This is a genomic window from Pseudoalteromonas sp. Ld20, assembly GCF_045064175.1.
GTDB classification, from domain to species: Bacteria; Pseudomonadota; Gammaproteobacteria; order Enterobacterales; family Alteromonadaceae; genus Pseudoalteromonas; species Pseudoalteromonas neustonica.
This window is the reverse complement of record NZ_JBISHB010000033.1, coordinates 230164-249389: the sequence shown is the minus strand read 5'-3', so window position 1 is coordinate 249389 and position 19226 is coordinate 230164. Positions and strand designations below refer to the sequence as shown.

Below are 19226 nucleotides of genomic sequence, written 5' to 3'. Positions count from 1 at the left end.
TATAATTTATCCATAGCCCCAACTACAAAATAGACTAAACTTAATTAAGTTGTTTATTAGTTGGGGTGTAGTATGACTATTTCTAATCACTTATATTTTGCAGCCACTTTCTTCGCTACTTTACTATTAACTGCCTGTCAAAGTATTCCTAACGATGTCCCCTCTCCTCCAAATGAAATATTTAAAAACCAAACATTTACTCTGTCTGATGTAGAAACACCCGATGAGATATTTAGACTCAGTGATGACATGATGCAGCAGCTAGATATACAGTTTCCACCACACAAAAGAAATTTACAATCAACACGTAAGCTCTTGACGTTTTTATTAGATAACGGCGATGATTCACTTTCATACCAATCAGGCGCAACCCTTATTGCAGAACACACTTTTCGCGACTTAAATGCAAATTGCTTATCGCTATCGATTTTAGCTTTTAGTATGGCTGAGTATTTAGGCATGTATGGGCAGTTTCAACAAGTTCACATCCCTGAGTACTGGTCATTAAATAAAGGTTACAACTTACTCACTGGGCACATTAATCTTGCGGTTTCACAACCTAGCAATAAAGAAGCCAGTATTCACTACGTTTACAATTTAGCGAACTCATTAATTATTGATTTTGATCCAAACTCTCGCGGTGAAAAGTTTAAAACAACCCCTATTACTAAAGCTCGAATTACTGCGATGTTTTATAACAATAAAGGTGCAGCAGCAATGCTAAATCAGCGTTATGATATTGCCTATAGCTACTATATTGCGGCTATAAAAGCAGATACCCAACATTCTGGCTCGTGGGGGAATTTAGCCGTGCTCTTTAGACTCAATAAACAATATGATAATGCCGAGATTGCCTATAATTATGCCTTCTCCCTAGATAGTAATAATAATACTGCCCTAGGTAATTTAGCACTGTTATACCAAATTACAGGTCGCCAAGCTGAGGCGCAAACGATCTTGTCACGTCTTAATACAAAGCGCCAAAGTAATCCTTATTATCATGTGTCTTTAGGTAATACTGCATATCATATTAAAAATTATCAAGATGCTATCAAGCACTTTCTATCTGCTAAGCGTTTAGATAACAAAATTCATGACAGCTATTTTGGCCTTGCCCGTACTTATTACCAACTAGGTGATTTTAAGCAAGCTTATAAACAACTAGGCCTTGCTAGAAAATATGCAGATTTTGATCATGATAAACAACGCTATCAAGGTAAACTTCGTGCTCTAAACAACATGACTGCGAAGGTGAATAATCATTAAAGCTCATATATTTATATTACTTGCGGTCTTGCTATTCCCTTGCGATGTAAATAGCGCATCATCTCAACAGTTACTTGATGATTTAAGGCACTTAAGCTCTGCGGTATTTAGTGGTCGAAAAACAAACACCTCAGGCGCTGAGTTAAGTGCGCTTTATCTCAAAGATAGATTTGAGTTATTAGGATATTCAAGTGAGTTGCAAACGTTTAGTTACCAAAGTAGTTTTTTTTCGCGCAGTACGGGCAATAATGTTATCGCTACTCTTACCTCTCAAAATAGCACGTCTCTCACGGTTGTCATTACTGCCCATTATGATCATCTTGGAAAAAAAGGAACACAGTTTTACCCCGGCGCAAATGATAATGCCAGTGGTGTGAGTGCACTTTTGTATTTAGCTAAACGGCTAAAAATAAACACGCCAACGTTTAACATTATATTTGTTGCTACTGACGCCGAAGAGAACGGTTTACACGGCAGTAAGTATTTTGTAAGCCAACTTCCGACTGACACTGTACTTTTTAATATAAATTTGGATATGCTTGCTGTGAGTACCCGTAGTAAAACCTTATATGCATTTACTCTGCCTAAACTTAAAAAAACGATTGAGTCGCAACTAGCGACTATTTCATCGAATGACCTCAGAGTACGTGTAAGTAGTAGCTCAAAGCACATGAACCGCCTGCTTAGAGTCGATAAAATAGATTGGCGAAAAGCCAGCGATCATTACTCCTTCGCAAAAGCCGGTATACCCTATGTTTACTTTGGTATGGGGGACGATCCTCATCATCACAAAAAGACTGATACGTTTGCAAATATTGATCAGGATTTGTATGTAAAAAGCGTAATATATATTGAACGGTTCATTCGCCAGTTCGATTTCTCGCAGCTGTAGGCAAATGGCCAACTTGCATAAAACGCTGTTTTTGCTGTTTAGATAACTTTTTGACTTTAATTTCTAATTTAGTTGCGGCACTGCGATCCCCGATCTCTTGCTGATAAATAAGTGTAAGCGGCCCTTTTCCTCTTAGGTTTTTAGCGCCTTTTCCCGCTTGATGGCTTGCAAAGCGCTTACTAACATCTGTAGATATGCCCGTATACCAATGCCCAAAACGTGTTTGCACGATATAAAGGGACCAAATAGAGCTACTCGCTATAGCATTATCTTTAAGAATAGTTAAACTTTTATCGGACTCTGTGGTCAAAATTGCGCTCCAAGCATAGATACTAAGAATTAAGTAACAAACAATTACTCAAAAGGGTTTTACCTTAGGTGACTAATCGGTATCATGCAGTCTATAAAAAATAAGGATCCAAACAAACAATGCAGTCGTTAAAAACTTTTTCTCTTTGGTTTATCGTTGCCCTTACACTAAGCGCAACAGCAGGTTGTTCAAGTTGGGTTTATCGTATCAATATCCCTCAAGGTAACTTTTTAGAGCAAACTGATGTTGATAAACTTCGAATAAACATGACTCGTGAGCAAGTTGTATATGTTTTAGGCCAACCTGTTGCAAAAGATGCCTTTGATAAAAATACATGGCATTACTCTTACACCTTTAACCTAGGTCGTGACAGTGAACAACGAAAACTACTTACTGTTAAATTTAATAATGAAAAGCTAACATCGATAAGTGGAGATTATGAGCAACCTGAAGAGTTTAATACACCACTTGAGCAATAATACTTAATTGCTACTCGCAAATTTAAAAAAGGTTAGCACACGCTAACCTTTTTAGTTTCGCACTACTGTGTTCTATCTAGCGGGCGTCCCCCCGTCACTTTATTAGCCCGACCTTCATCTTTGGCTTTTTCAGCCCGTTTACGTCTTGCGTCTTTTGGATCTGCAATTAGCGGTCGATAAATTTCAACCCTATCTCCATCCTCTAGTACTTGCGTTAATTTGCAGGTACGATTCCAGACACCTAGAGTGAGTGCTGTAGCATCTATTTCAGGGCATTTTGCAATAATTCCTGACTTTATGACTGCTTGCTCAGCGGTTGTTCCTACTGGCACTTCAACTTGTAAACTTATTGCGCTGGTCGGTAGCGCAAAAACAACATCAACTGTAATCATAATCTTGGTCCATATACCTGTTTAGCACGCTGAGTAAATGCATTGACCATATTTTTCGCCACATCATTAAATACCCGGCCGAATGCAAGTTCAATTAGCTTACTCGCAAATTCAAACTCCAACTGAAGCTGAACCTTACATGCGGTATCATCTAATACCTGAAAGTGCCAACGCCCCTGCAAAGCTTTAAATGGCCCATCGACTAAACGTAAAGTCACTGTATTTTCATCTGTAAACGTGTTTTCAGTGGTAAACCATTTTTTTATACCTGCTTTAGATATCTCTAAACTTGCAGTCATTGTATTGTCTTGTTGTGCAATAATTTTTGCATCAGAGCAATGCGGTAAAAACTCAGGATAGGCATCCACATCATTGACTAAATCAAACATCTCTTTGCTGCTATACATTACTAGCGCACTTTTTTCTATTTGTGGCATACTCACTCCCAACTGTGTGGGCGAATTTTAGCAAGTTTTGCGTTTTTCCCCAAACTTTCCCGACGCTTTATTTATCATCGATTATTTACAGTAAAAATAAAAAATCGATGTAAAAAGCAGAGCTTTACGTATAATATGGGACACTATGGCTAAGAAAAATTCATCTAAATCGACAAGTAATACCATCGCGCTGAATAAAAAAGCGCGCCATGAGTATTTTTTACACGACAAGTTTGAGGCTGGTGTCGAACTGCAGGGCTGGGAAGTAAAAAGCATCCGAGCTGGCAAAGTAAATATCTCTGAAACTTATATTCACCTTAAAAATGGCGAAGCATTTTTACTTGGCAGTCAAATTCAGCCACTTAATAGTGCCTCTACCCATGTAATTTGTGATCCACTGCGTTATCGCAAGCTCTTATTGAGTCGGCGTGAGTTAGACCGCTTAATTGGTGCAACTGAACGCGATGGTTATTCATTAATCGCTACAGCCATGTATTGGAAAAAATGCTGGGTTAAATTAGAATTTCAACTCGGTAAAGGTAAGAAAATGCATGACAAACGCGAAGACGGTAAAAGTAAAGACTGGTCCCGCGAGAAAGAACGGTTAATGAAACACAAAGCTTAACCCTATAACGCCTAACACCATGTTAGGCGTTTTTATTTTTATACCTTAAAACAAAAAACTTCATAAGTTAACCTTTCGCTCAAGTTGATAACATTTTGATTACATGGTATTGATATCACTGGTTTATTGAAAATATAATATCAACACTATAACAAGGACTTAAGGATGAAGAAAACAGTTTTATTTACACCAAATTTACTTACTTATACAACCCTAGCATTGTCGGTAGGCTTTTCTGCAACAGCTTATTCCGCATCAGAAACAAAAGAAGTTGAGCGAATTCAAGTCACAGGCTCACATATCAAACGTACTGATATGGAAGGGCCATCACCAGTACAATCATTATCGGCAGCAGATTTAGCCGCAACAGGCTCAACAGATTTAATAGGTGCTTTACAGAAACTACCTGTATCAGGTGCGGGTACTTTTAGCACTCAAGGTAATTCAAGTGATGACACCGCCAATGGTGGATCAAGTGTTGCACTAAGAGGCCTTGGCGCATCATCTACATTGGTGTTAATTAATGGCCGCCGTGTTGCTGTGAGCCCATTTGCTAAAGATATCGAAACATCTTTTGTAGATTTAAATAGTATCCCAATGTCATCTGTTAAACGTGTTGATATTTTAAAAGATGGCGCATCTGCAACATATGGCTCTGATGCAGTTGCTGGTGTTATAAACATAATACTACGTGATGATATTGATGGGTTTGAAGTTGCGGCAAAAACAAGCACCACCGCTGACGGTGGGGGTGATGAACAAAATCTAACTTTACTTTGGGGAAGTAGCAGTAACACCAGCAAGCACAATTTCTCTATTGATTATTACAAGCGTGACGCTATTTTAAATTCACAGCGTAGCTATACAGCCACTGCAGATCAGCGTTTTCGCGGCGGTAATAACTCATTAAGCTCATCAGGATTTCCAGGTTCAGTTGAAGTTACGCGCGCGATGCTTACGGATGCTCAGTGGGCTGCTTTACCCGTTAGCAGAATTGACCCCGAAGGTAACCCCGTTAGGCAGACCATATTTGCAGATGTATGGGGTAATGACACCTGTGACGAATCACTTATCATCGGTGATATTTGCCGTTATGATTATGCGCCACACTCAACTCTTGTACCTTCTACAGAACGTATTAGCTTTAATTATAATGGAAGCCAAGAAATAACAGACAATATTGAAGGCTTTGCTGAATTTTCAGCTCAGCACTCATCAAGCTTCATTGAAGGCGCAGCAAGTCCAAGCTTTACAGAATTAACCATGATGGGGGATAATCCAAATCATCCTCTTTTTAATGATCCAAGCCACTTCCTCCACGGTGTAGATATTTCGATGCGTCGACGAACAGTCGAAATCGGCAACCGTCAAAAAGATGTTGATTCTGAGTACTATCGCGCTGTTTTAGGCGCTAGAGGCTCATTTAGTGACTGGGATTGGGAAGTTGCATATTCAGCAATACGCTCTAGCGCAGTAGAAAAAGGAGTTAATGGTTTCCCTAATATAATTCGAACTCAAGAAGCTATCGATTCAGGATTATGGAATCCATTTGAACCAAGCACCAACACTGAAGCTGCCCTTGCCTATTTTGAAACAACCACTACTCGCTCTGGCGCCTCAACAATGCAATCTATTGACGGCACAATCTCTGGTGAGTTATTTGAGTTGGGTGATGATATGGCCGCAATAGCAATAGGCTTTGAAGCACGTAATGAACGAATTGAAGATAACCCTGACGCACAATTTTTACGTGGTGAAATCTTTGGAACTGAAGCAACACAGGCAAATGGTGAACGTGATAACAAGGCTATTTTTGCCGAGTTAAGCTTGCCTGTACTTGAAACTTTAGAGCTTCAATTAGCATTACGTCATGAAAACTATAGTGACTTTGGCTCTACCACAGACCCAAAAGTTGCTTTTCGCTGGACACCTTTAGATAGTTTGGTTGTTCGTGGTTCATGGGGAACTGCATTTAGAGCGCCATCATTAGTACAATTGCACCTTGGCCGAACTGATGAATCACCAAGCGTTATTGATAAAGAGCGTTGTCGCCAAACTGGCGCTGAAGCTGATTGCGAGCCTACAGAATATACCGCAATTGTTGCTGGTAACCCTGACTTACAACCAGAGACATCAAGTAACTATAATTTAGGTGTTATTTGGCAAACTACTGATAACTTTAGCGTCGGTGTAGATTACTGGAATTATGATCAAGAAGATCTCATTAAGAAAATTGGCGCTCAAAAACTCGTTGACTGCTGTGGTAGCGATCAAGCTTTAGTCCAACGGGCACCAAGTCAAGGTGGTAATCTTGGTCGTATCTTAGTGATCAACGATACATTCGTAAACATAGGCGGGCGAGAAACGGATGGGTTTGATTTAAATCTTAATTATCGTTTAAATACCGATAACTTAGGTGAATTCAAATTCAATTATAATTTAACCTACACGCTAAATTTTGAAGAACAATCGTTTGAAAGTGATAAACAAGGTAATACGAGTATTGTCGCTGAAGACCTTAATGGTGAATTCCAACATCCAGAATTTAGATGGGTTGCAGGGGTTGATTGGAGTAATGAGAGCTGGCTTGCTAATGTTGGTATTAACTATATAAGCGGTTACAACGATTTACCTGATACAAACAATGATCGTTTTGATATTGATTCTTGGACCTCAATCGACACATCAGTCAGTTATGTAGGTTTCGATGAATTAACACTAACTTTAGGTGCATCAAACCTTACAAATGAAGAACCGCCACAGGCACCATCAGATTCTTTTGGCGTTGACAGTAAGACACATAGTGCTATCGGGCGCCAAGCTTACTTTAAACTTGCATACAAGTTCTAAATAAAAGCACATAAAAAAACCCGCCAAATTGGCGGGTTTTTTATATTCTAAAACAAAGGCCTAAATTATAGGTCGCCTTCGTTCTCAGAAAGGAACTTAGCAACGCCTGCAGGGCTTGCGTCCATACCTTTTTTACCTTCAGTCCAACCAGCAGGGCATACTTCACCGTGCTCAGTATGAAATGCAAGTGCATCAACCATACGTAGCATTTCATCGATATTACGACCTAGTGGTAAGTCGTTCACTACTTGGTGACGAACGTTACCTGCTTCGTCGATTAAGAATGAACCACGAAATGCAACGCCAGCTTCTGGGTGCTCAACGTCATATGCTTTACAAATTTCGTGTTTAACGTCTGCAACTAATGCATATTGCACTTGGCCAATGCCGCCATCTGCAACAGCAGTGTTACGCCATGCGTTGTGTGAGAATTGTGAATCAATTGAAACACCAATTACTTCAACACCACGTTTTTGGAATTCTTCGAAACGCTTGTCAAAAGCAATTAGTTCAGAAGGACATACGAAAGTGAAATCTAACGGGTAAAAGAAAATAACTGCTTTTTTACCTTTAATTGTTTCGTGAAGATTGTAGCTATCTACGATCTCGCCGTTACCTAATACTGCTGCAGCGGTAAAGTCTGGTGCCTGGCGGCCTACTAATACACCCATTTTATTCTCCAAATATTTGAGTTTGCTTTTAATTGCTTACGCAATGCTTGCCTTTAATATGGCATCAAAAAATGAAATACCAAGGGTTTACATGCATAATTATCCAAATATTCTAGAGATAATAAGCTTAAATAGATAATCGTATTTTTCGATGCAGCCAATCGAAAATATTGAACATATTTTAATGCATAAAATGAACACAAAAAAACCCGCAAAAGCAGGTTTCTTCAATCTATCTATTTTACTGCATTAGTCCATAATATTTTCTGGCATGTCACCACGAATTTTTTGCCATACTTCACCAGTTTGATGACCATATTTACGTAGCAATGAAATTGCGCCATCGTGTTCACGCTTTTCGGCCAGTATAGTTAAGTCTTTATAAAACTGACGCGCTAATTGACGTGTGCCTGGATCAGAGAAGTAATGACAAGCTATTTTAGAGTAAAAACCTCTAAAGCCATTTAAAATTAACACATAAATACGGTTATTTCCGGCAACCGCTAATTCATGGTGAACTTTATAATCATAATCTGCAAATGCTTGTGCGCTATCTTCAAGCTCATCACTTTGTGATAAGATTTCAATCACACGATCTGGTGCATGTTTAATTGCTGCACGAGTATAAATTGCGCTAATATTAGTCCTAGCAGATAATAATTGATCTGTTAGCTCTGGCATTTTATCTTCATCAAGACGCGCAAGCGTTTCTAATATATTTAATCCTGAGGTTTCCCAAAAGTTGTTAACCCGTGTTGGTTTACCATGTTGGATAGTTAACCAACCATCACGCGCTAAACGTTGTAGCACTTCGCGTAAAGTCGTACGTGTAACACCTATTAATTCTGATAACTCACGCTCAGCAGGAAGAATAGAGCCTGGAGGAAAATCACCATTCCAAATTGATTCAACAATGTACTCTTCCGCAAATCCAGCTGGACTTTTAGCTTTAAAAATTCTCATTCAATTCCCACTCGAGTTATCACATTACATCACTTTATAAGTTAACTGACTGATTGTACCAGATGAAGCCAAACTAACAAGTAAAGTCAGTCAGAACGCCCTCATTTGATTTCCCACTCCAATCTATACTAATAATTAGGATTATCCATAAAAATATAACATCTTGCGTCTTTTACATATTAAAACACAGCGATCACGAAACGCGATATTTTCATCAAAGAATAAATAACAGCGTATAACTTTTTATAGCTACAAGTGATGTTTACCCTTGCGTGTGGTTTAGCGTCTACGTCATAATCTAACTACAGCGTTTTTAATTGGAAGTTTTATGAATTGGTTAGCTAATTTAGCACAGCAACGTACTCCATGGATATTATTGGCAGTGACTGCATTTATCTTTGAAATTGTTGCGTTGTTTTTTCAATATAAAATGGGCTTAGAGCCTTGCATTATGTGTATATATCAACGTACTGCAATGCTGGGATTATTAGTTGCCGGATTAATTGGCGCCATTAAACCAAGCCATTTTATCTTTCGGTTTTTAGGTATTGTGACGTGGGCAACAGCCAGTATTTGGGGTTACCTGATCGCACGTGAGCACATTGATATGCAAACAACGACTGACCCATTTGCTTTTAGTTGTGAATTTGAGCCGAATTTCCCGCTGCCTTTACACGAATGGATACCAAATTTTTTTGCTGCAACCGGTGATTGCGGTAATATTGATTGGGAATTTTTAGGAAAGAGTATGCCTGCTTGGATGGAAGTGATATTTGCAGCATTCAGTATTGTATTAATAACTGTTGTTTTCGCTCGTTTAATCATTAAGAAGAGTCTATGATGCCTGCTTTTTTATCAAGCCAGTTACCTCAACTTAAGCATCTAAAAGTGCGACAGCGACAAGATATAATCGCAATAGCACTTAGCATGCTAAGCCCAATGCAAAAAATCAGTCTACGTATCGCTAAGCTAACTCTATTAATTCCATTGTTTTTCTCACTCGTTTATATTGATGGCTGGCTGATGATACTTGCATTAATTGTCACAGGTATAAGTTATCCAATATTGACAACGCCCGTCGAAATACAATTTTCAAAACCTTTTTTAGCCGAGGCTATTAAACTATATAATAAAGAGAAACAAGGCGAGCAATAGCTCGCCTTTGTAATTAAAGCGTTACTTTTCCTTCTAATTTTGCAACGATTTTGTCACCAATACCTTTAACCTGAGTAAGCTCACCTAGTGATTTAAATTTACCCTGCTTAGTACGGTAATCAATAATAGCCTGCGCTTTTGATTTACCAATACCTGGTAATTGAACCAATTGGTCAACGTTTGCTTGATTAATATTAATAACCTCAGCTTTTTGAGCAATTTTAGCTGTAGCAGGCTTATTATCGACCGCATAACTTGGCAAGGCGACTGCAAAACCAAATAATACGACTATTAAAGTTAAAAACTTCATGTTTCTCCTCCATGATGTCCATTCGTGGACTCAGTTAATAGTTGATAAAGCGATCTCACTTTTTGACTAATTTTAATTAAAGCCATACTGAAAAAGTGTGACCTTTTAAATAAAGTAAATAGCGTCCATCTTGTCAACCGTACCGATAATAAAAAAATAAAAATGTTCACTTGCAAATAGCCGGACAAACATTTACTGTACATAAAAACAGTAATCAATCAAGGTGAATTATCATTCACCAAGCAAGTTGGCAGGAGAAATCATGGCTGTTGTTGTTAAATATGTTGTAGAAAGAAACGGAGTCGAGCGTATGACGTTTACTACTAAAAAAGAAGCTGACGCGTATGACAAGATGCTCGATATCGCTGAATCACTTGAGGCGATGCTAGAAAAGGTCGATGTGCCTTTAAGCGAGCAACAAATTGAATCGCTCGCACTTGAGATTGCAAAAAGCAAAGATGATTTCATGAATGTTTTGAAAGGCGCAAAAGAAGTACCAATTAAGGCTTCATCTGCAAAATCTAAAAAAGAAGTAAGTAGCGTTACTGATCTGAAAAACACAGAAGAAAAAGCAGCCAGTTAACGTTTAGCTAAAATACAAATAAAAAAGGAGCTAATTAGCTCCTTTTTTATTCTTAATTACACATTATGATTAAAGCGATTTCTCGACATCATCAAACAATAGCGTAATTTTTTCACTCGGCGCTGCTGTTGTTAAGCTTACAGCAACAATTGCAATACTTGATAAAATAAACCCAGGAACAATACCGTAAATTAACTTACTGATATGTTCACCATTAACCTCTATCGGCGCATAAAACCACACTAACACGGTTACAGCACCGACGACCATACCAGCTAATGCGCCCTCAAAGTTCATTCTTTTCCAATATAAACTAAATAGAACCAGTGGACCAAATGCAGCGCCAAAACCAGCCCATGCGTTGCTTACTAAGTCTAAAATAGAACTATCTCTATCATACGCTAAGTAAATGGCACAAATAGCAACTAAAGCAACACTGATTCGCCCTACTAATACAAGCTCTTTATCTGTGGCATCTCGACGAATAAATGTCTTATAAAAATCTTCTGTTAACGAGCTTGAGCTCACCAATAGTTGCGAAGATATTGTACTCATAATTGCCGCTAATATAGCGGCTAATAAAAAGCCTGCAATAAGTGGGTGGAAAAGTAATTCAGATAAAACAAGAAATATTGTTTCTGGATCATCAACAACGATGCCATTTTCATAGGCATATGCAGCTCCACATAAACCCGTAGCTACCGCACCTAACGCTGCAACTATCATCCAGCTCATACCTATACGACGTGCGGTAGGCATATCTTTGACGCTTCGAACAGACATAAATCTAACAATAATATGCGGCTGGCCAAAATAGCCTAACCCCCATGCCATTGCTGATATAATACTCACCAAAGAACCTGCCCCAATCCATTGCAGCATTTGCGGGTTAATACTGTTAAGTGTTGATGTTAAAGGCTGTTCTAGTAATGTATAAGTCACCGTAGGTACTAAAATTAAAGCAATGAACATAATACAACCTTGTACAAAATCAGTCAGGCTTACCGCTAAAAACCCACCGAACAAAGTATATAAAACTACAACACCTGTTGTAATATAAAGTCCCATTTCATAACTTAAACCAAATGAACTTTCAAATAATTTACCACCAGCCACTACACCTGATGAGGTATATAAAGTAAAGAAAACAATAATCACAACCGCAGACACTACTCGCAGTAAGTTACTGTTGTCGTTAAAACGATTTGAAAAGTAATCTGGGATAGTAATAGAGTCATTCGCTTTTTCAGTATAAACACGTAATCGCGGTGCGACCAAAAAGTAGTTTAACCATGCGCCGATAATTAAGCCTAACGCAATCCATGTACTGCTAAACCCAGTAACAAACATAGCGCCAGGTAGCCCCATCAAGATCCAGCCACTCATATCTGATGCACCTGCAGATAATGCAGCTACACCTGGTGATAAACTACGACCACCAAGCATGTAACCCGACACATCGCTGGTTGACTGTTTATATGCATACAAACCAATGCCGAGCATTACAATAAAGTATGCTGCCAAAGAAATAATCATTCCAGTTTCCAAATTCGCCTCCGATAAAGAAGTTTAAATCAGGCATTTAATCCTAATAATGACTCGCAAATCAATGCTATAAATAAGACATTATTGGTGTAAAAACCAACCTAGTGCTTGACTATATCATGCTAAGGGTAAATAACTCCAATTAGTACGACTAATCTAGCAACCATATGAGAACATTCTGATTTTTTGTGAAAAGCAGTAAATTTAGTGTATATCAATGGAAATTAATGACTATTTACCCTAGGATAAGATCTATACACTGGTACACACCAATACTATAGGTTTAATTTTGAAAATATAGTTAATGCTATTTGCTATGTTTTACCTTATATTGCTGATGTAATCGTTTAACTGATGTGGATCTGTTGTTTATGTATTTTTATGCTGCGCGCCAACCAATTCTAGACCGTGAAAAAAAACTTGTAGGTTACGAGTTACTATTTCGTGATGGCGTTGATAATGTATTTCCCAACATCGATGGCGATGAAGCGACCTCGCGACTAATTGAGGGCAGCCAGTTTAACTTTGGTTTAGAAGATTTAACCGATAACAAACCTGCTTTTATAAACTTTACACTCGACACACTGCAAAAAGGCTACCCTACTCTATTAGGCAAAGAACAAATTGTGGTCGAAATATTAGAGACAATTCAACCAGGGAAACGTTTACTTTCTTTAGTCAAAGACTTAAAAGAAAAAGGCTATACCCTAGCGCTTGATGATTATATTCACCAGCCTGTATGGCGTCATTTTTACCCTTTTATTGATATCATCAAAATCGATTTTTTGACCTGTGAACTTGATACTATCCATGAAGTTATTGAAGCAATTAAGCCATTCCCACAAATTAAATTATTGGCTGAGAAAGTCGAAACATACGAAAAGTATCAATTAGCACTTGAACTAGGGTTTACATACTTTCAAGGGTTTTTCTTTTCTAAACCTGAAATGGTACAAAGTAAAACACTGCCTCCATCAGAAATGGCACTTGCTGAATTACTCTATGAAACGTCGACTGTTGACTTAAACTTAAAGAAAATTACCGAAGTTTTTGAAAGAGATGTAAACTTATCTTACAAACTTCTGCGCTATAGTAATTCTGCTGCATTCAAGCGAAGAGCTGAAATAAATACCATAAAACAAGCCTTAATTGTTTTAGGCGCACAAGAAATTAAAAAGTTTTTATCGCTACTTTTTGCATCTCAAGTTGCCGCAGATAAACCTGCAGAACTAATTAGATTATCGCTCACTCGCGCACGCTTTACTGAGTTACTCGCAATAAATCATAATAAATTTAAAGATACAGGCATGGCATTTTTGACCGGTATGATGTCGTTAATGGATGCCATACTCGATGAAAGTATGGAAAGTGTTATGGAAAAGTTACCACTATCCAATGACATAAAATTAGCACTCGTTAAAGACGAGGGCTTGCTGGCACAATACTTACGTTTAGTAAAACTCTATGAACAAGCAAATTGGCAAGGCGCGAATGCAATACAAGAGCAGCTTGGCTTAGCAACAGATAAAGTGCCAGATGCGTACCATGACGCCGTAAACTGGGCAAACGAACAAATGAGAGTACTTGGTGAATAATAAGCTTTCAGCCTAATCATCTAATACCAATCAGCGTAGATATGGGGGCTATTTAATTCGTTAAATTGTTCAAATATTTATGCAGATTAGTATAAACATAAAAAATGCCAGCTTAGCTGGCATTTTTTATGTTTTCAATTACAAACTTTCTAAAAAGTCTTCATCAAAATCTTCAGGCTCTTTCTCAATTGGTGGATTACCATCATACAATTCATATAACTGACGTTGGAAATAGATATCCTTCATAAAAATATAAGGGTCTAAAGATTCATTCAGTAAGCTTTCTTGTGGAATTAATGACGCTCGCGCTTCAATTGCTTTAAAAGCAAATACTAGCACTGTTTGTGGTGTGGTTAAGGCTATCTCAGGTAATACAAAACCATCGACCACATCGCCAGCTAGATTACGCGCTGTTGATGGTCCCATACCTGGTAACATTAAATACGCACCATCGCCGACTCCCCACACACCTAGGGTTTGTCCGAAATCTTCATCTATAATATTTAGACCAAGAGAGCTGGCAACATCAAAAACACCAAAAATACCCACGGTTGAATTAACTAAAAAGCGAGCAATACTAATGCCCGCATTACCAGCTTTACCTTGTAATGTCGCATTAATAACATCCGTTGGGGCACTGATGTTATCTGTAAAATTAACTAAGCTTCGTCTTACAGGTGTTGGTGTAACAGCAACATACCCAACTGCAACAGGGCGAAGAATGTAAGCATCCAACACATCCATATTAAAGTCATACATTGGACGATTAAATGATTGCAGCGGGTCACGCTCATCCGCTTTTTCTTCTGGTACTTGTGCGCATCCCGCGCTCACTAGTAACCCTAATATAATCAAACTCTGTCTTAACATCTTTTATCCTTAAGGTATTAGCTCATCTATTAATAGAGTGTATTCGCTCGTTTCACTGCGCTGTAAAATACCTGATTTTCCTTCAAGCTCACCACTTGATGGCATTACAGAAGCGTCTTTTGAAATACGTGCTGTTAATATTATTTGCTCGGTACTTGAAAGCGTTAAACCTTCAACCATTGAGTTGTTATCGCTTAATTGGACTTGAAGAGGAAAACTATATTGCGTTAACTTTACAACTGCAAGCGGCATTGCAGGGCCACTGGCTGCTTTTGCAAATACAAATAAAGTGCCTTTTTCAGGTAAGTTTGCTATCAGTTGAGGAGCAAGCTCAATCGTGACGGAAATATTACTTGTCTCTGTACTTGCAGCAAACGACTTCTCTACAGGGGTGATCTGCGTGTTCTTGGCTGCAATATTTTGATCAATCTCTGCGATTCTCTGTGCAATCATATTATAACGACTATCTTGTTCATCCATGCTGTTTAAAAGCATCTCAAATGCAGCTTTTGCTTCCAGCCAATCGTGGCGTTCATAAGCAATAAGCGCTAATAATGAAATAGCATCAAGATTTGTAGGTTCATCTTTTAATACACGTGATAGCATTTGCGCTGCTTTATTCATACTAACATCGTCGCCTTGGAGCAACATTAACTGACTATAACTGATCAATACAGCCAAGTTTTCAGGGTTTAAACGCAGTACTTTATCAAATGATTGCTGAGCCATGTCATATTCATTTAAAGACATCGCAACGCGACCTAGTAACATCCATGCAACTTCATCATCACCACTTTGCGCAAGCTTAGTGCGTAAACCCAACGCGAACGCTTGAAGCTCATTCTGCGTTAATGGTTCACCTTTTTGCATCACTGCACGCTCACCATATTCAGGTAAATTTTCCATCGCAGCCTTCCAGCTTTCTAATTGATGCTGCGAACCTGTTGCGGTATAAAATATTAAGGTTAAGACGACTAAAAATGCACTGCCCGTCAACGCAAAAATACGATTATTTCCACGACTGAAGAGTGACTTTTCTGGCGATAGCTCATTTAACAATCGACATTTCAATTCAATAATTGACTCATCGTAACTTTGTTGTTCTATGCGCTGCTCAGCCAGATCTAAACTAAGCTCACCAAGTCGTTGCTCATAAATAGCAATTAATTCAGAGTTAGCATTATAGGTTAGATTCTGTATTCGCTCTTTGGTTAAAAAAGGCAAAGCCACAAACGCGATAGCCAAAAGCGTCAGTAGCACAAACGATGCCCACATTAAAATCATTTAGTTTTGCTCCTGACGCTGGTTTTTTGCAATTAACTTAGTTAATAACACTTCATCTTGATCATTCCATGTTTGTTTGACAGCCGCTTTACGTTGGCGAAACACAATGAAACCAAAACCAAAAATAACGATTAATACTGGTAATACCCACAATACTAACGTGGCCGGCGTAACGGGTGGTTCGTAATGAACAAAGTAACCATAACGATCTATCATATAGTCAATTACTTCATCTTTTGTTTTGCCATCTTTAACGAGCAACAGTACTTTATCACGCAAATCTTTTGCAACTACAGCATCAGAGTCTGCAATGTTTTGATTTTGACATTTTGGACAACGCAGTTCTTTTGTTAACTCACCAAAGCGCTGAGCTTGCTCATCATTGGCAAAAACGTAGCGGTTTTGTTCAGCGAGAATTCCTGTGCTGAATAATAAGAAAAAACTAATTAATACATACTTCATGGCTTTAACTCCTGCATTAACGGTGCAAATTTAGCACGCCACACGCGTGGATTAATATCCCCCGTGTGATGAAGCAAAATAGTACCTTTGCTATCCACTAAAAACGTTTCTGGTGCACCCGATACACCTAAATCCAATGCCAGTGTGCGGTTTAAGTCTAAGATATTAAATTGGTATGGGTCACCTGCACGACCTAACATCGTGCTGACTTCATCACGCAGTGCGACAATATCAAACTCACCATCAAAGTCACTGTCATAACTTTGTACGTAATAGAGCCCTATAATTCTGACGCCTTGTTCTCGTAATTGGGTAAGATAATCAAGTTCTGCTAAACACGTTGGGCACCATGTGCCCCACACATTTAATAAATAGACATCGCCTTTTAAATCACTTTCTTGCCAACGCTTTGAGTCTTGCATTAAATCTGGCAAATTAAATGCTGGCATTTGTTGACCTAAGCGACCCGTTTGAATCTCACGGGGATTAGCAAATAATCCCTGAAATAAAAACACGCATACCAGTGCGAATGCTAATAAAGGCAATAGCGCTAAAAATTTACGGTTCATACAACACCCTTCGGCTGTAATTGCTCGTCACTTTTTCTGCTTGTCCTGTAGCGTTTATCACCTAAAATCATAAACCCAGCCAACGAAATTAAAATACCACCTAACCACATCCATCTCACGTATGGTTTGTGATAAATGCGTAACGACCAGCCCCCATTACTGAGTTGCTCACCTAGCGCTAAATAAAGATCTCGAGTAAACCCTGCATCAATCGCCGCTTCAGTCATAAATTGCATGCCAATATCATACTGACGTTTCTCTGCGTATAATTTCGTTACGAGTGAGCCATTTTTCAATACGCTTACTACACCAGCATGACCACTGTAATTTGGCCCGCGAATGCTTTTTACACCCTCAAAGCGGTAGTCATACTCATTAAGCTGAACAACGTCCAATGGCTTCATTGAAACATCTCGTTCAACTGAATAAGCTGATGTTAAAGTTACTCCAGCAATAACAAAGGCAATACCAACATGCCCCAACACCATTGCCCAGTAGCTTAAAGTCAAACGTTTTAACCCTTTAATAAAGCTGCCATGAACAAGGGTTTTATCATATAAATCTGATGCTGTTGTGAACATAATCCACATGGCTAATGTTGTTGCTAATAATGTAAGGGGTGCAACATCCTCATAACTTAAAAATAGCCAGCCTGCGGTGACCACTATGCTTGCAACTGCTGCTATGAGTAATTTATTTTGTAAAAATGCCCATTTATTTTGCTTCCAACGTAATAGCGGCCCAATTCCCATTAGTATTGCAAATGGTACCAATAAAATTGCAAACATCTTATTAAAGAATGGTTCGCCAATTGAAATGCTGCCTAAGCCCATTTCTTTGTGGATCATAGGTAACAAAGTGCCTAATAAAACAATGAATGTCGCAACCACTAAAAAGATATTATTCAGCCATAATGCAACTTCTCGAGAGACTAACTTATAGCGCCCTTCACTTTTTACTTGCGATACTCTAAAGGCATAGAGCGTTAAACCACCGCCTACAACAATCGCTAAAAATGCAAGAATAAATAAACCACGATCAGGGTCTGTCGCAAATGCATGGACCGAAACAATAATACCTGAACGAACAATAAACGTGCCTAATAAGCTCAAAGAGAAAGCTGAGATAGCAAGTAAAACTGTCCATGATTTGAATACGCCACGCTTTTCAGTCACTGACAGTGAGTGTAATAACGCTGTGGCAACAAGCCATGGCATTAGAGATGCATTTTCAACAGGATCCCAGAACCACCAACCGCCCCAACCTAATTCCGCGTATGCCCACCAGCTACCGACTGTTATACCCAAAGTTAAGAAGCCCCAGGCAGTCATAGTCCAAGGACGTGACCATTTTGCCCATGTATTATCGAGTTTGCCGGTCAATAACGCAGCAATAGCAAATGAGAATGAAACAGATAAGCCAACATAGCCCATATATAATAATGGGGGATGGATAATCATACCGGGATCTTGTAATAACGGATTTAAATCACGGCCTTCAACTGGATAGTAAGGTAAGAGTAGCTCAAATGGACTAGACATTAAGAGCGTATAAAGCATAAAGCCTACCCCTAAAAAGCCTAGCACGCCAAGCACGCGAGCCCTGAGTATCCAAGGTAAAGAACCTGAACGCATCGCCACGACAGCAGTCCAACCAGCTTGCATGACTAACCACAATAAAATTGCGCCTTCATGTCCGCCCCATGTAGAGGTGATTTTATAATACCAAGGTAATGAACTACTTGAATGGTATGCGACATACGCCACAGTAAAATCATCGGTTAAACTTGCATAAATTAATGCTGCAAATGAGATTAAAACAAAAACGAATTGACCAATAGCCAATGAAGGCGCTGCACGCATTAGGCGTAAATTGCCTGTATGCGCACCCCACAATGGAAAAATACACAGTAAAACACTCAGCACCATAGCGAGTGTTAAAGAAAAATAACCGATTTCAGGGATCATA

Annotated in this window: 21 protein-coding genes; 9 read left to right on the top strand and 12 right to left on the bottom strand. The window is 38.8% G+C overall.

Annotated features, from left to right (window positions below; translation table 11 throughout):
• Window positions 1–72: 72 nt before the first annotated feature.
• Together ACJJVX_RS09770 and ACJJVX_RS09765 are read left to right on the top strand one after the other, a co-directional pair.
• A complete protein-coding gene (locus ACJJVX_RS09770; RefSeq protein WP_405631244.1) occupies window positions 73–1266 on the top strand; it encodes a tetratricopeptide repeat protein in 1194 nt (397 codons plus the stop codon).
• Window positions 1267–1294: 28 nt separating this feature from the next.
• Window positions 1295–2158, top strand: a complete 864-nt coding sequence (locus ACJJVX_RS09765; protein ID WP_405631241.1) for a M20/M25/M40 family metallo-hydrolase — start codon at window positions 1295–1297, stop codon at window positions 2156–2158.
• Here ACJJVX_RS09765 and ACJJVX_RS09760 read toward each other — a convergent pair.
• The gene (locus ACJJVX_RS09760; protein WP_054203264.1) at window positions 2127–2468 is read right to left on the bottom strand and encodes a GIY-YIG nuclease family protein; all 342 of its coding nucleotides are present in this window, start codon (window positions 2466–2468) and stop codon (window positions 2127–2129) included. The two genes, ACJJVX_RS09765 and ACJJVX_RS09760, sit on opposite strands and share 32 nt — an antisense overlap.
• A 119-nt stretch (window positions 2469–2587) precedes the next feature.
• On the opposite strand from ACJJVX_RS09760, the gene ACJJVX_RS09755 reads away from it, so the two are divergent.
• Entirely contained in the window at window positions 2588–2947 is a 360-nt protein-coding gene (locus ACJJVX_RS09755) for an outer membrane protein assembly factor BamE (RefSeq protein ID WP_054203265.1), read from the top strand.
• A gap of 62 nt (window positions 2948–3009) precedes the next feature.
• Here the strand turns inward: ACJJVX_RS09755 and ACJJVX_RS09750 are convergent, their stop codons facing one another.
• Window positions 3010–3339, bottom strand: a complete 330-nt coding sequence (locus ACJJVX_RS09750) for an RnfH family protein (RefSeq protein WP_054453904.1) — start codon at window positions 3337–3339, stop codon at window positions 3010–3012.
• On the bottom strand, window positions 3336–3776 hold the full coding sequence (locus tag ACJJVX_RS09745) for a type II toxin-antitoxin system RatA family toxin (RefSeq protein ID WP_054203267.1): 441 nt from the start codon (window positions 3774–3776) through the stop codon (window positions 3336–3338). The genes ACJJVX_RS09750 and ACJJVX_RS09745 overlap by 4 nt, the downstream gene beginning before the upstream one ends.
• A 145-nt stretch (window positions 3777–3921) precedes the next feature.
• On the opposite strand from ACJJVX_RS09745, the gene smpB reads away from it, so the two are divergent.
• Both smpB and ACJJVX_RS09735 read left to right on the top strand, forming a co-directional pair.
• The gene (gene smpB / locus ACJJVX_RS09740; protein ID WP_054203268.1) at window positions 3922–4401 is read left to right on the top strand and encodes an SsrA-binding protein SmpB; all 480 of its coding nucleotides are present in this window, start codon (window positions 3922–3924) and stop codon (window positions 4399–4401) included.
• 165 nt (window positions 4402–4566) lie between these two features.
• Window positions 4567–7251, top strand: a complete 2685-nt coding sequence (locus ACJJVX_RS09735; RefSeq protein ID WP_054203269.1) for a TonB-dependent siderophore receptor — start codon at window positions 4567–4569, stop codon at window positions 7249–7251.
• Between the two features lie 65 nt (window positions 7252–7316).
• Here the strand turns inward: ACJJVX_RS09735 and ACJJVX_RS09730 are convergent, their stop codons facing one another.
• Window positions 7317–7922, bottom strand: a complete 606-nt coding sequence (locus ACJJVX_RS09730; RefSeq protein WP_054203270.1) for a peroxiredoxin C — start codon at window positions 7920–7922, stop codon at window positions 7317–7319.
• A 249-nt stretch (window positions 7923–8171) separates the two neighbouring features.
• Window positions 8172–8885: a fatty acid metabolism transcriptional regulator FadR gene (fadR, locus tag ACJJVX_RS09725; RefSeq protein WP_054203271.1), complete on the bottom strand. Its 714-nt coding sequence runs from the start codon at window positions 8883–8885 to the stop codon at window positions 8172–8174.
• A gap of 328 nt (window positions 8886–9213) precedes the next feature.
• Between fadR and dsbB the strand changes: the two genes are divergently transcribed.
• Window positions 9214–9726 (top strand): disulfide bond formation protein DsbB, encoded by a 513-nt coding sequence (gene dsbB / locus ACJJVX_RS09720; RefSeq protein WP_405631238.1) that lies wholly within the window; start codon window positions 9214–9216, stop codon window positions 9724–9726.
• Window positions 9723–10040 carry a hypothetical protein gene (locus ACJJVX_RS09715; RefSeq protein ID WP_316244664.1) on the top strand — a complete coding sequence of 106 codons (318 nt, stop codon included), beginning with the start codon at window positions 9723–9725 and terminating at the stop codon, window positions 10038–10040. The genes dsbB and ACJJVX_RS09715 overlap by 4 nt, the downstream gene beginning before the upstream one ends.
• 13 nt (window positions 10041–10053) lie before the next feature.
• On the opposite strand, the gene ACJJVX_RS09710 is transcribed toward ACJJVX_RS09715, so the two are convergent.
• Complete coding sequence (locus ACJJVX_RS09710) at window positions 10054–10350, bottom strand: ComEA family DNA-binding protein (protein WP_054203273.1); 297 nt, start codon at window positions 10348–10350, stop codon at window positions 10054–10056.
• A gap of 262 nt (window positions 10351–10612) precedes the next feature.
• On the opposite strand from ACJJVX_RS09710, the gene ACJJVX_RS09705 reads away from it, so the two are divergent.
• Entirely contained in the window at window positions 10613–10933 is a 321-nt protein-coding gene (locus ACJJVX_RS09705; protein WP_405631235.1) for a YebG family protein, read from the top strand.
• A 69-nt stretch (window positions 10934–11002) separates the two neighbouring features.
• Here ACJJVX_RS09705 and putP read toward each other — a convergent pair whose 3' ends face one another.
• Window positions 11003–12481: a sodium/proline symporter PutP gene (gene putP / locus ACJJVX_RS09700; RefSeq protein WP_054203275.1), complete on the bottom strand. Its 1479-nt coding sequence runs from the start codon at window positions 12479–12481 to the stop codon at window positions 11003–11005.
• A gap of 368 nt (window positions 12482–12849) precedes the next feature.
• Here putP and ACJJVX_RS09695 point away from each other — a divergent pair, with 368 nt between their 5' ends.
• Complete coding sequence (locus ACJJVX_RS09695; RefSeq protein WP_054203276.1) at window positions 12850–14073, top strand: EAL and HDOD domain-containing protein; 1224 nt, start codon at window positions 12850–12852, stop codon at window positions 14071–14073.
• Between the two features lie 138 nt (window positions 14074–14211).
• On the opposite strand, the gene ACJJVX_RS09690 is transcribed toward ACJJVX_RS09695, so the two are convergent.
• The 5 genes from ACJJVX_RS09690 to ACJJVX_RS09670 are packed head-to-tail and all read right to left on the bottom strand — an operon-like array spanning window position 14212 to window position 19225.
• Window positions 14212–14943 (bottom strand): VacJ family lipoprotein, encoded by a 732-nt coding sequence (locus tag ACJJVX_RS09690; protein WP_054203277.1) that lies wholly within the window; start codon window positions 14941–14943, stop codon window positions 14212–14214.
• A 9-nt stretch (window positions 14944–14952) separates the two neighbouring features.
• On the bottom strand, window positions 14953–16227 hold the full coding sequence (ccmI, locus tag ACJJVX_RS09685) for a c-type cytochrome biogenesis protein CcmI (RefSeq protein ID WP_405631231.1): 1275 nt from the start codon (window positions 16225–16227) through the stop codon (window positions 14953–14955).
• Complete coding sequence (locus ACJJVX_RS09680; protein WP_054203279.1) at window positions 16228–16689, bottom strand: cytochrome c-type biogenesis protein; 462 nt, start codon at window positions 16687–16689, stop codon at window positions 16228–16230.
• On the bottom strand, window positions 16686–17258 hold the full coding sequence (locus ACJJVX_RS09675) for a redoxin family protein (RefSeq protein ID WP_054203280.1): 573 nt from the start codon (window positions 17256–17258) through the stop codon (window positions 16686–16688). The genes ACJJVX_RS09680 and ACJJVX_RS09675 overlap by 4 nt, the downstream gene beginning before the upstream one ends.
• A complete protein-coding gene (locus tag ACJJVX_RS09670) occupies window positions 17255–19225 on the bottom strand; it encodes a heme lyase CcmF/NrfE family subunit (protein WP_405631229.1) in 1971 nt (656 codons plus the stop codon). The genes ACJJVX_RS09675 and ACJJVX_RS09670 overlap by 4 nt, the downstream gene beginning before the upstream one ends.
• Window position 19226 lies beyond the last annotated feature (1 nt).

Coding starts and splice junctions, on each gene's coding strand:
- ACJJVX_RS09770 (WP_405631244.1), top strand. CDS start 73: ATGACTATTTCTAATCACTTATATTTTGCAGCCACTTTCTTCGCTACT.
- ACJJVX_RS09755 (WP_054203265.1), top strand. CDS start 2,588: ATGCAGTCGTTAAAAACTTTTTCTCTTTGGTTTATCGTTGCCCTTACA.
- ACJJVX_RS09750 (WP_054453904.1), bottom strand. CDS start 3,339: ATGATTACAGTTGATGTTGTTTTTGCGCTACCGACCAGCGCAATAAGT.
- ACJJVX_RS09745 (WP_054203267.1), bottom strand. CDS start 3,776: ATGCCACAAATAGAAAAAAGTGCGCTAGTAATGTATAGCAGCAAAGAG.
- smpB (WP_054203268.1), top strand. CDS start 3,922: ATGGCTAAGAAAAATTCATCTAAATCGACAAGTAATACCATCGCGCTG.
- ACJJVX_RS09735 (WP_054203269.1), top strand. CDS start 4,567: ATGAAGAAAACAGTTTTATTTACACCAAATTTACTTACTTATACAACC.
- ACJJVX_RS09730 (WP_054203270.1), bottom strand. CDS start 7,922: ATGGGTGTATTAGTAGGCCGCCAGGCACCAGACTTTACCGCTGCAGCA.
- fadR (WP_054203271.1), bottom strand. CDS start 8,885: ATGAGAATTTTTAAAGCTAAAAGTCCAGCTGGATTTGCGGAAGAGTAC.
- dsbB (WP_405631238.1), top strand. CDS start 9,214: ATGAATTGGTTAGCTAATTTAGCACAGCAACGTACTCCATGGATATTA.
- ACJJVX_RS09715 (WP_316244664.1), top strand. CDS start 9,723: ATGATGCCTGCTTTTTTATCAAGCCAGTTACCTCAACTTAAGCATCTA.
- ACJJVX_RS09710 (WP_054203273.1), bottom strand. CDS start 10,350: ATGAAGTTTTTAACTTTAATAGTCGTATTATTTGGTTTTGCAGTCGCC.
- ACJJVX_RS09705 (WP_405631235.1), top strand. CDS start 10,613: ATGGCTGTTGTTGTTAAATATGTTGTAGAAAGAAACGGAGTCGAGCGT.
- ACJJVX_RS09695 (WP_054203276.1), top strand. CDS start 12,850: ATGTATTTTTATGCTGCGCGCCAACCAATTCTAGACCGTGAAAAAAAA.
- ACJJVX_RS09690 (WP_054203277.1), bottom strand. CDS start 14,943: ATGTTAAGACAGAGTTTGATTATATTAGGGTTACTAGTGAGCGCGGGA.
- ccmI (WP_405631231.1), bottom strand. CDS start 16,227: ATGATTTTAATGTGGGCATCGTTTGTGCTACTGACGCTTTTGGCTATC.
- ACJJVX_RS09680 (WP_054203279.1), bottom strand. CDS start 16,689: ATGAAGTATGTATTAATTAGTTTTTTCTTATTATTCAGCACAGGAATT.
- ACJJVX_RS09675 (WP_054203280.1), bottom strand. CDS start 17,258: ATGAACCGTAAATTTTTAGCGCTATTGCCTTTATTAGCATTCGCACTG.
- ACJJVX_RS09670 (WP_405631229.1), bottom strand. CDS start 19,225: ATGATCCCTGAAATCGGTTATTTTTCTTTAACACTCGCTATGGTGCTG.